The 11,252-nt window shown below is 42.3% G+C and carries 9 protein-coding genes and 1 tRNA gene; all 10 read right to left on the bottom strand.

The window, feature by feature from the left end:
* Window positions 1-154: 154 nt before the first annotated feature.
* Entirely contained in the window at window positions 155-1,591 is a 1,437-nt protein-coding gene (gene argH / locus ACI4L0_RS09905; protein ID WP_439800011.1) for an argininosuccinate lyase, read from the bottom strand.
* Between the two features lies 1 nt (window position 1,592).
* Window positions 1,593-1,967 (bottom strand): metal-dependent transcriptional regulator, encoded by a 375-nt coding sequence (locus ACI4L0_RS09900; RefSeq protein WP_439800010.1) that lies wholly within the window; start codon window positions 1,965-1,967, stop codon window positions 1,593-1,595.
* 259 nt (window positions 1,968-2,226) lie between these two features.
* Window positions 2,227-2,958, bottom strand: coding sequence for a GTP pyrophosphokinase (locus tag ACI4L0_RS09895; protein ID WP_439800009.1), 732 nt, complete (start codon window positions 2,956-2,958; stop codon window positions 2,227-2,229).
* 197 nt (window positions 2,959-3,155) lie between these two features.
* Complete coding sequence (htpG, locus tag ACI4L0_RS09890) at window positions 3,156-5,126, bottom strand: molecular chaperone HtpG (protein ID WP_439800008.1); 1,971 nt, start codon at window positions 5,124-5,126, stop codon at window positions 3,156-3,158.
* Window positions 5,127-5,348: 222 nt separating this feature from the next.
* Window positions 5,349-5,421 (bottom strand) — tRNA-Asn (locus ACI4L0_RS09885).
* A 47-nt stretch (window positions 5,422-5,468) separates the two neighbouring features.
* Window positions 5,469-6,494, bottom strand: a complete 1,026-nt coding sequence (locus ACI4L0_RS09880) for a hypothetical protein (protein WP_439800007.1) — start codon at window positions 6,492-6,494, stop codon at window positions 5,469-5,471.
* Window positions 6,482-7,888, bottom strand: coding sequence for a hypothetical protein (locus tag ACI4L0_RS09875; RefSeq protein ID WP_439800006.1), 1,407 nt, complete (start codon window positions 7,886-7,888; stop codon window positions 6,482-6,484). Before ACI4L0_RS09875 ends, ACI4L0_RS09880 begins: the two co-directional genes overlap by 13 nt.
* A 179-nt stretch (window positions 7,889-8,067) precedes the next feature.
* Window positions 8,068-8,670, bottom strand: a complete 603-nt coding sequence (locus ACI4L0_RS09870; RefSeq protein ID WP_439800005.1) for a penicillin-binding protein activator LpoB — start codon at window positions 8,668-8,670, stop codon at window positions 8,068-8,070.
* 21 nt (window positions 8,671-8,691) lie between these two features.
* Window positions 8,692-9,396: a hypothetical protein gene (locus ACI4L0_RS09865; RefSeq protein ID WP_439800004.1), complete on the bottom strand. Its 705-nt coding sequence runs from the start codon at window positions 9,394-9,396 to the stop codon at window positions 8,692-8,694.
* 497 nt (window positions 9,397-9,893) lie between these two features.
* A complete protein-coding gene (locus ACI4L0_RS09860; RefSeq protein WP_439800003.1) occupies window positions 9,894-11,126 on the bottom strand; it encodes a hypothetical protein in 1,233 nt (410 codons plus the stop codon).
* Between the last annotated feature and the right edge of the window lie 126 nt (window positions 11,127-11,252).

Here is an 11,252-nt window from a genome sequence, read left to right as displayed (position 1 = left end):
CACTTCAGCGTATCACATTACCGCTTGTTCGTTTACCTTTTTATCATGCCTCCTTATTTAAACCACCAAGTTTAAATTTAACTTTTAGAAATCTAAAAACTATTTTTTAAGCTCCATTGAGCAAAAACACCGCCGCAAAAATACCTTCAGAAGCCTACTTCTTCTTATTTTTCCTGCAAAACGCAAGAATATTCTTTATCTGCTCTGATGTTGAAACCGAAGAAGGCGCGCCTGTTGTTTTGCGGTTTTCAGCACAGGCCTCGGGAGAAAGAATCTCGTAGACATCTTCCTCAATCAGAGGCGAACACTCCTTAAATTCCTCAACACACAGATCTTCAATTTTTGAAAGCCCTGCATCAATCGCCATTCTAACAGCCTTTGCAGAAACTCCGTGCGCTGTTCTAAACGGCATGCCTTTTCGCACAAGATATTCTGCCAGATCCGTGGCATTTGCAAAGCCTCCTTCGCAGCTTGCCGCCATCTTTTCCTTGTTCCACTTTGCAGAAGAAATCATCGCGGTAAAAACCTTGAGGTTTGCCTCCACTGTGTCCAGCGCATCAAAAAGCGGCTCCTTGTCTTCCTGCAAATCGCGGTCATAAGCAAGCGGAAGGCCTTTTACCATTGTAAGAAGATTTATCAAATCCCCGTAAACTTTTCCGGTTCTTCCGCGTATCAGCTCGGCAAAATCAGGATTTTTTTTCTGGGGCATAATCGAAGAGCCGGTCGACCATTTTTCGCTTAGCTCAACAAAAGAAAATTCTGTTGTGGACCAGAGGACAATCTCCTCGCACATACGGCTCAAGTGACTTTGAAGAATAGAAAAATCAGAAACAAATTCAATGCAATAGTCCCTGTCAGAAACCGTGTCCAGTGAATTTTCAGTAACACCTGTGAATCCAAGTTTTTTTGCAGCAAACTCGCGGTTCAGCGGCAATGTGCTTCCCTGCAAGGCCCCAGAGCCAAGCGGAGATTTCTGAATGCGCCCGAGGGAATCTTCCAGCCGCTCCCAGTCACGCACAAGCATAAAGGCCCATGCCAAAAGATGCTGAGCCAAAGTTCCCGGCTGTGCATGCTGCATGTGAGTGTAGCCTGTCAGCAGGGATGTTTTATTGGCAGAAGCTATTTCAGCAAGCGTTTTTACAAGAGTTATAATTTCATTCTGAATACATGGAATTACACGGCGCAAATAAAGCCGCTCATCCAGTGCAATCTGGTCATTGCGGCTGCGCCCAGTATGAAGCTTTTTTCCAGGCTCCCCGATACGGTCGGTCAAAACCGCTTCCACAAAAGAATGAATATCCTCTGCGCTGTAGTCTATTTTTAGTGCGCCCGAAATCAAGTCAGCCTCAATAGATTTCAGACCTTTTACAATCTCCGCCGCTTCCTGCTTTGGAATTATCTTCTGCTCGCCGAGCATCTGGGCATGGGCAATAGAGCCATGAATATCATCAAGAGCCATTCTTTCGTCAACACGGATTGAAGTTTCAAATTCAACTGCCGCGGCATCAGGCCCCTCTGCAAACCGGCCGCTCCAAAGGGCAGCATGGTTATCTCCAGTCAATGCTCCGTGATTTTCGCTTGTTTCTGTCATTTTACTTGTTCTGCTCCATCCACTTTTGAATTCCGTCTTTTATATCTTCGTCAATGTCATGCTCAATTCTGCATGCGTTTTTTTCCGCATGGGCTTTGTCAACTCCGGTAATCTTCACAAGAAAATCAGTCAGAAGAACATGCCGCGCATACACTGACTCCGCCTTTTTCAGACCCTTTTCAGTCAACTCAAGAGAACCGATATGTCCTGTTGTAATATAGCCGTTTTCGCAGAGAATACTCATTGCCCGGCTAACACTAGGCTTGGAAACTCCCAGATACTTTGCGACGTCAACAGACCTGGCAAGTCCGTTTTCCTGTTTCAGCCTAAGAATAGCCTCAAGGTAATCTTCTCCAGACTCATGTAATTCCGACAATTAAATCTCCAGCAAAAAGCCAAAAGCTGATTTTCAGTTTGACTTTTTAAGCAAATTCACAGCAAAGCAAAAAGCTGCAATTTATAAAAAAGCTTGCAACGCAAACTTCAGTCCAGCCAACAGCCTCAACGCAGAGCATCAAGGGCGCGGCATTTCCGCTAAAAACAGCCCCAGCTGCAACAAGCGCTTTTCAGGTATTCTACAATAGAAAAAAAAAGTTTTCTAGGGCAAACGCAAAAGGGTTTGGGGAATTCGCCTGTCAGTCCAAAGCCTGAAGCTCAATGGCAATCTCTTCCATTTCCCGGTCTGTCATTGCGATTGTTTCCGCGCACCTCAAAAGCTCCCGGCGGATTCCTGGCGGAATATGGGATTCAGTTTTATACCTGAGTTCATGCTCAAGGCTTGCCCAGAAATCCATGGCTATTGTGCGCAGCTGAATTTCAACTGGAACACAATGCTCTGTATTTGAAAGATACACAACAGTTTCAACAACAAGATGAAGACTGCGGTAACCTGACTTCTTCGGCTCTTTTATATAGTCCTTTTCCTTTACAAGCTTTATGTCCGGCTGCTTCAGCAGAATATCCCGTATTGTATAAATGTCGGAAATATACGGACAAATCACACGCACGCCCGCAACATCTGTAAGATTTTCTGTCATAGATTGAAAGGTGAACGGAAGATTGCGCTTGTTAAGTTTTTCAGCAATGCTTTCAGGGGATTTTATCCTGGACTTTATTGTTTCAATCGGATTTCTTCTGCCGCTGGTTTTATACTCTTTATTCAGAATCTCAAGCTTGGTAACAACCTGTTTTATCGCGCTTTCGTAAACCATCATCAGGTTCTGGAATTCAAAAGCCATCTTGATAAAATCATTCGGATTCATTGAAGTGATTTCATTCAGAGAAGAAATTTTAGAAAGCTCCTTTCCCCTTAAATGGTCACTCTCATGCTCCACTATATACCCATCAGAAGTTTCAATTTTTTCCATACTATAAAAATAAAAATACTCTTTTTTTGTTACAACGGATTTTCAAATGAATTTGAATCCGCAGGAACCTCCCAAAATTCATTTTCAGGGAATTTTCAGAGGTTCCCGAAAGCTCCGGTTCTCTGCCGGGCAAAGTGAAGATTGAACGCTTCAAGTGTCAACCGGCACTTTGCCAGACCCCGGATTTTGAACGCCTCCTAGTTAGAAAGCAGGACATTCAGCGACTTTACAAATTCAGCAGGATCTTTCAATTCTGCGCCGCTTATAAGCAAAGCCTGGTCAAGAAGAACCTCGCTGATATTCTTTACAAAGCCGTCATCAACATTTCCCTCAAGCTTCTTTACAATAGCATGATCCGCATTTATCTCAAGAATCGGCTTTACAAAATCTCCGCCGCCCTGTCCCATGGCTTTCATCATGCGCTCCATCTGGAGGCTAGGATCGTTTTCGTCCACAACAATGCAGCTCGGGCTGTCAGAAAGACGCTTGGAAAGAACAACATCCTTTACACGGCCTTCAAGAGCTTTTTTTATTTTCTCCTGAACAGGCTTGAATGCCTCTTCCTTTTTCTTGGCTTCGTCCTTGTCGACTCCAAGCTCATCATCGCTGCCTGCGCGGTTCACAGCCTTCAGATCAAAATCCTTGTATTTTCCGTAGGCTGGAATCACAATGTCATCAATATCATCCGCCATGATAAGAACTTCAAAGCCTTTCTTTTTATATGCCTCAAGCAAAGGCGAAGAGCGCAGGTTTTTCTCATCGCTTCCGCTTATATAATAAATCGCCTTCTGTTCCGGCTTCATGCGCTGAACATAATCCGCAAAGCTTGTCCACTTGTTTTCTCCGTTTCCCTCATCCGCTGTTGACTTGAAGCGAAGTATCTCGGCAATTTCATCGCGGTTTGCAAAATCAGAGTAAAGGCCTTCCTTCATAGGGCGGTTGTAGGATTTTACAAAATCGTGCCACTTTTCGAGTGTTTCCTTTTCCGCATCTGAAAGCTCAGCCTTGCCTTCAAGCTTCTTTGCCTCCTCACCGAGTTTTTTGAATTCGCCCAAAAGCTTTTTTACAGACTGTGTTTTTATAGTCTCAAGAATTCTGTTCTGCTGAAGAATTTCACGGCTCACATTCAGCGGCAAATCCTCAGAATCAATGATACCGCGGACAAAGCGCAGATAAGACGGCAAAAGCTCACGGTCATCGTCAGTTATAAAAACACGCTTCACATAAAGCTTGACACCGCTCTTGTAGTCAGCCTGATACATGTCAAACGGAGCCGTGCGCGGAACAAAGAAAAGCGTTGTGTATTCCTGTGTGCCCTCGGCATGAGTGTGGACATACATCAGCGGATCTGAACCGTCGTGGCTGATTGTCTTATAAAAATCATTGTAATCTTCTTTTTTAAGCTCGCTTTTATTCCTCTTCCAAAGCGCACTGGCCGAATTCACCTGCTCCACTTTATTTTCAGAGCCGTCAGCCTTTCCGTCCTTGTTGTACTTTGTCTGCGTGTAGTGAAGATAAATAGGAAATGCGATATGATTCGAATATTTCTTTATAAGCTCATCGATTTTCCATCTTGAAGCATAGTCCTTGGAATCATCGTTTAAATGAATTTCAATGACGGAGCCAACAGTTTCAGGCTTGTCGAATCCGTAAAGACAGTAAGCCTCGTTTTTCTCTGTAAGCTCATCAACCTCATAGGAATTTGTTCCGTCACTTGACCAGCGCAGAACTTTTCCATCTCCGGCTGCCTTTCTAGTGTAAACATCGATTCTGCTTGCTGCCATAAATGCGCTGTAAAAACCAACGCCGAACTGTCCTATAAGATCAGAATTTCCCTTTCCGCTCTGTGAAAGCATATCGATAAAAGCCTTTGTTCCGGAGCGCGCAATTGTTCCAAGGTTATTCGAAAGATCCTCCTCGTTCATTCCGATTCCAGAATCCTGAACAGAAAGCAGCTTTTTATTTTCATCGAACGAAATATCTATGCGCGGTGTAAAAACAACATCCTTGTACTTTTCATCCGAAACAGTAAGATACTTCAATTTGTCAAGCGCATCAGAAGCATTTGAAACAATCTCCCGAAGAAAAATATCCTTGTTTGAATACATTGAATGGATAATAAGCTTTAAAAGCTGATTAACTTCTGTCTGAAACTGATACTTTGCCATGATTTGCTCCAAAGCCCCTAGGAAAAAACAGCCCGCGGCCAGAACTTTGCCTAAAGGACTTTTTATATTTTATGATTTTAAGTTGCCTACAAATATACTAAAATTTCCTGAAAAAAACAAATTCCGCGCAAGAATAAGGAAAACCCCGGGGCTACTGAATGTTTTACCCCGGCGATTTTAAAAGGGAATAAAAAAAAGACAGCCGGTAAAGCTGCCTTTATGCGCCCCCTGCTGGGCTTGAACCAGCGACACATGGATTAACAGTCCATTGCTCTACCGACTGAGCTAAGGGAGCATTCGATTACGAATGTACGAACATACTACAGAAAAAAGAAAATATTGTCAATAATGAACAGCAATATTCTGTAGAAATTTTTTGAACTCGGATTCAGCGCGGGAATCAATCGCAGAAAAGGCGCGAACCAGGGCATTGTCATAGGTATTGCTGGCACTCCGTCCGTCAAACGAAAGCGCAAAAAGATTCTGTTCAAACGCAGAGTCATTCAAAACAGCCTTGAAAAAATATCTGCACTGCACAGAGCTTTTGTCCTTGGGAACATTCTGCTTAAATTCCAGATCTCCCGTAAAAGAATACCGCTCATTTTTATCCTGGGAAGTTCTGAAGCCAAACGAGCTTAGTATACGGGAACAGCCGGCCTGAACACGCCCGTCAGGATCATTTTTAAAATAAACATACACAGGAATCTGCCTTGCAATCTCAAGAAGCCGGGAATTTATCTCTGCGGAAGATACAGTCTTCTTTTCCAGCTCAGAAGCCTTGCTGAAATCCACAACAGAAAGCCTGGAAAGATACTTTTCATTGATGCACGAAATTTCCCGGGCAAAATCTATGCGCGCATAATTCTCCAAAGAAAACTCATCGTCGGTTGAAACATTCAAAAGCTTTGAAATCTCTCCGTTGTTTTTCTGAATCATGCCTGAATAAAGCTCAGCTGCCTTCTGCTTATCAAGCACAGCAAGGGCATATACATTTTTTTCCCCGTCAGTCCAGAATTCCTTCAGCTCAACACCAACAAGGCTGTCAACATCCACGCTCCTCATTATTTTTGAGCTGAAATTCTGAACTTTTGCAACAGCGACTTTTCCCTCGCTGCCGGCCTTTTCCATGCGTGAAGATACTGTAGATGCGGAATTTATTTTCTGCTCAAACACAGCGGCAATTCCTTCAACTGCAAGCAGCTCCGCCTGTGCTCTGTTCTTTGATTTTCCCACATAAGAAAAATACTGGTCAGCTGAATAAATATTTTTCGGGGCTGAAACCCACTCCGGCTCTTTTTCACGCGCAGATGCACAGAACAAATTTCCGGCGCAAACGGCAAACAAAAAAACACTGATTATTTTACGCATATAGACTCCACAAGTGTCGGACGCCCAGCAGAAACGGTCAAATTCTCAAACGATTCTGTTCCGACAAGATTTTCATTTACATCAAAATATTCAACTTTTGCAGAATAAACACCCGGCGCTAAAGTGAATCCTCCTCCGGCCGCAAAGCTCGGAAAATAGCGGCACTGGCGCACGTCCGCAGTTTCCGCAAGATCCACAGCATCAAGGGACGCGGTAACGGCAATTTCTGTAATCGGCCTGAAAGCTTCAGGAGTTGCCTTTATAGCGACAGCGGCAGATGCAACAGCGGCGGCTTTTTTTGTGGTGCTGCGGAATATACTCCTTGTAAAATCCCTCCGCGCCCTAAGAGCCACATCTTTTTGAACAGCCTCATCAAACCATTCAATAAGCCCCAGATGGATAGAAGTTCCGTCTGAAAGTGTCACCTTCACTGAATTTATTGAATTTTCCGGGCGAACAATATTCCCATTTTTATCCTCGTCAATATATGGAAACACATATTTCAATCTAAAGGCTGGAATCGTAATCCCTGAAATAGTAACAGATGTCAAGAACACAGGCGTTCCGTTAGCCGCAAAGCTCGGAAAATAAATTGCGCACTCCCTGCGGCTGATAATTCTTCCCGCAAGCGAAACAAAATCAAGCCTTCCCATTCCATCAGGAATCCGCAGATCTTCACGCAATGACGCGCACTTTACACCGCGGTTTATAGCCTCGTACTCTCGGACATGCAGCTCCGGTGATCCGCTTCTATCCTGAATATAAAGCAAGGCCGCAAGATAGTGGGCAAACGCCGAATCCTTGTAAACGTCAGATTCCCGGGGCTTTCTGGGCATGTGAACATAGACTTCGCTCAAATCGACATTCATGAGCTTTGCCGACTCTGACAGCGAATCCGAATCCTCATTCAAATCCTGAAGAGCAAGCTCGCCATACTTTGAAATGTATTCCTTCTGCTTATTTTCTATTCTTCTAATCTCAACAAGAGCCTCGTCGAATTCTCCGATTTTGTAATAATTCAAAGCATTAAAAGCATTGAGCAGAATATATTCATAAATATTTCCGCTATATTCAGAAATATTTTCATTCAAAGAAGCAGCTCCAGCCATTTTTGAAACGCTTTTTGTGTAGGCATCTTCAATCTGGCGGTCAATGCGGTTAAATTCCGCCGCGGACTGCTTGTAGTTTCCTGAATAATGATTAAGAATCGCCACATCAAGGGCTTTATCAACCTGAGGATTTTTTGACTTTAAAGATTTTTTAATCGTAGAGATGCATGCTGAATAATTTCCTTCATTAAAACATTTTTCAGCCTCTGCATCAATTTCAGTGGAAGCACAGCCAAGTATAAAAAAACATAAAAAAAGCAAAGGAAGTGCAAAAACTTTCTTCATTAAAACATCTCCGCTCCAAAAGGCTGCCTGAAAAAATCCAATGGCAAAATATATTTCCCGGCGCAAACACCGAAAAATACTGCTCATGCAAGATATTCCGACAGCCCTTTTTAAATCGCAGCAGGATTTATACCCTTTTTGCAATGCCGAACATCAAGGCATAAATCCTTCCGCATGAATTAAAGCTTTGCCTTTTGACGCTTTATAACTTTCTTTATACTGTCATTCTCCGACATCCAAAGAATTTTATTTGTCTTGATGTCATGCAGTTCAGCATAAACATAATATGTTCTCACTGTTTTTCCATCAGCTGACTGAACAATAGTCTTGACAGAACCCTTCAGCATAAAATCAGCGCCGGTTTCCTGATCCATTTCCTTGGCTGTGTCATAGCTTGAATGATCAGCCTGGTCTGCCTTTTCTTCCCTGAGAGCCTGTCTTTCAATGCTGCTGGAAACAAATTCCAGAACACCTGAATTGATTATGGCAGTCTGAAACTTCTTTTCAACAATAGAAGTATCGATATGCTCGCTGCTCTGATTTCTGATAGAATCAATTATAACAACAGGAGCGCGGCCCAGCTGTCCTTCAAACTTCGCAATTCTCGGAGAAGCCACACATTCGCTTATAAGAGTATCGCAAACAATACGAACATCTGTTTCGTTCCAGTATCCATCCAAGTCAATAACTTCATCAGAATCAACGCGAGCTACCTTTGTTGTTCCGCATGAAACCATAAAAATAGAAAATGCAAGTGCAATAACACAAAAGAAATTTTTCACTTTAAAATCAACTCCTAAAAATTAATCTGCATCATAAGCCAATATTTCAGCATCGGCATCATTAAGAATAGTCTTTTCAATGGAGCTAGTGATAAGCTTCATGAGAAGAGGATCTTCTGCTGTGTTTTCTGAAAGACCCTTCATTGCGGCATTAATCTGCTTTTCATACAAATCAGTCTTCAGCGCCCAAACAGAATAATAAGTATACTTTGTTTCATAGTCAGAATCAGACTTAGGATTTTTTACATTTGAAGAACGGCTCTTTATCCAGTATGAAGCGATTTTCTCAAGCCCGTTAACGCGGACATTTGAAAGAACTGTTGTTACATCCTTCAAAGCCTTGTTCCTCTGGGTTTCATCTATGCTCTGCTCAGCTTTCATAGAAGCTTCAGTTGCACGTCCGATTGAAGAGCTTATAGACTGCGCAACATTGCTCTGAAGTTCAACCTTGTCAGTCCAGTTTTGAAGAAATTCCAAATCCGTTCCGTTTGAATTAAAGCTCCACACCATATAACCGTCAAGGTCAAGTTTTTTTACAACTTCACGCTTGTTATTATCACCAACAGCCACGACCCAGTCTGGAATTCCAGAGCCTGTAGCTCTTCCCTGCCAGTCCAAACGCTCATAAGCACCAGTTACAACTTTTACAGTCTCCTTTGTTGTCCCGCATGAAGCAAATAATATCACTGAAAAAACAACAGCAACACATTTTGTAAAGTGTTTCAATTTAAAACCTCCAATAGATAGGTATATTAAAAAAATATTAAAGCACTGTCAAGTTTACCACAGACTAAGAAATTCTTTTCTTAAGGTTATGCTCTGAAATAAAGTGATTATTCTAAAATATTATAAGTTTCTTCTGCTTTACCCTGTAAAACTATCTATTCAAACAAAAATCCCTATTATTTAACATAGTGCGTTTTTGACAAGCATCAAATTTATTTACCACTTTATTTCAAGACATAGCCTTTCTTAAAACGCGAAAAACTTTCCTCCGTATTTTTGAAACTTGCCTCTTATAGAATAAACGGCAATAACCACCGCAACAATTTAAGCCACAAGACCAATTCGACAACATAAAATACAGGGGGGCTGACTAGCCAGAAACACAGAATTCCCATCTTTTTGTTGACATCGGCACTGTAAAGCTCTCCACTCAATCGATTCAATCTCAGAATCGCTATGAAATCACAATACAAACTTTTCACCTTAAACGCATACTGTCACTCAAAGTCCATCAGTCCTTTTTCCCCTTCGCTTCTTTCAAGTCTCACCACCATATATGCAGTTTTTGTTTTCTCGTCATAAACGCTGTTTTCTACAGTATAAGGGAGATTTATAAAAGAGAATGAATCAATCGCGCTGAAAAAGCTGGACGCGCCCCTGCTGCCCTGCGACATTGATTTTTGGGCTTCGGTATAGCTTGCCACATTCTGAGCAAGATAAGATTTGATTTGACTCACTGCCGTCAGCTCGGCGATTTTAAGGGCTGTATCTTTATCATCGTGCGTTTTTCGGGCAGTTCCATAAAGAAATCGTTCATTGTTGGGAATAAAATCAGAGTACCATTCAGGCGGATTTTCTTTCTTCGGATTTTGAATTCTGCCTTTTGATTTCATAAGCTTTTCGGTGATTTTTGAATTTTCCGCCCTCGCTTTTTGAATCTGATTGAAATTCTCCGTTCCGCGGATTCCGCTGTAGGAAATAACACTGTCTTCACCAGACTGTCCTGTTCCATAGTTTCTTGTGAGCGTTTTTAGTCCAATCGTTCCGTCTTTGCCGACTCTGCCAATGGTTTCGCATATACTTGAAACGAGCATTTCAGAAAAACCTTTGATGCCGCTTTGAACCGTCATTTCAAAACCGCAGGAAATTGCTCCGTCCGCAGACACAATCACAGGCCAGGTTTCAAAGTCATCGTCCTGTTTTTCAGCATATTCCCAAATATACAGCCCATTCTCGATTTTCACTTTCTGCTTTCGCGCGGTTCCGTTGTCTGTCAGAATAAAATCACCGTCGTAAGAGGATGATGCGCGGTCTTTTTTGTCAGAAAACAAAAGCTTTCCGCTTACTGAAATTTTATTGATTTGATTATTCTCCTCATAATATCCCTGGAAGAAAAAATCGCCGTTCTTTTTGTAAGTTCCGCTGAATGAAGGATTTTCCGGGCTTGAGATTGCACCCTTCTGCGAAATCGAAATCAAAATCCCGGTTTCAGGCTCCACAAAAAGCCCGCCCTGCATCAAAACAGCGTTTCCCCAAGATTTTTTTTGCATATTCTGATATGCATCCATCCCGCAGCTTTTGTAAATATAAACAGCCTCAATGCAATCTACATAATGCTCAAAGTCGTAGGAATAAACTCCGTCCGGCGGAAAGTTTGCAGACTGAACAGAAGCGCAGGAAAAAAAAATTGATGTCATTACTAAAAGCAAAAGGAAATAGAGTTTTTTCATACTGTACATTATAGCATAATATTGAAGGAAAATTAAAAAAAATCAGATCAGGCTGCCATGCCGAAAACGAAACTCCCAATCAGAAAAAAGGGAGGGAATAAAAAAGGCCCCCGGGCAGGGAGCCCG

Origin of the sequence: Treponema sp. (assembly GCF_051883275.1) — a bacterium.
Classification (GTDB): domain Bacteria; phylum Spirochaetota; class Spirochaetia; order Treponematales; family Treponemataceae; genus Treponema_D.
The sequence above is the reverse complement of the archived record's forward strand: the minus strand, read 5'-3'. Positions and strand labels throughout refer to the sequence as shown.

Coding starts and splice junctions, on each gene's coding strand:
- argH (WP_439800011.1), bottom strand. CDS start 1,591: ATGACAGAAACAAGCGAAAATCACGGAGCATTGACTGGAGATAACCAT.
- ACI4L0_RS09895 (WP_439800009.1), bottom strand. CDS start 2,958: ATGGAAAAAATTGAAACTTCTGATGGGTATATAGTGGAGCATGAGAGT.
- htpG (WP_439800008.1), bottom strand. CDS start 5,126: ATGGCAAAGTATCAGTTTCAGACAGAAGTTAATCAGCTTTTAAAGCTT.
- ACI4L0_RS09880 (WP_439800007.1), bottom strand. CDS start 6,494: ATGCGTAAAATAATCAGTGTTTTTTTGTTTGCCGTTTGCGCCGGAAAT.
- ACI4L0_RS09875 (WP_439800006.1), bottom strand. CDS start 7,888: ATGAAGAAAGTTTTTGCACTTCCTTTGCTTTTTTTATGTTTTTTTATA.
- ACI4L0_RS09860 (WP_439800003.1), bottom strand. CDS start 11,126: ATGAAAAAACTCTATTTCCTTTTGCTTTTAGTAATGACATCAATTTTT.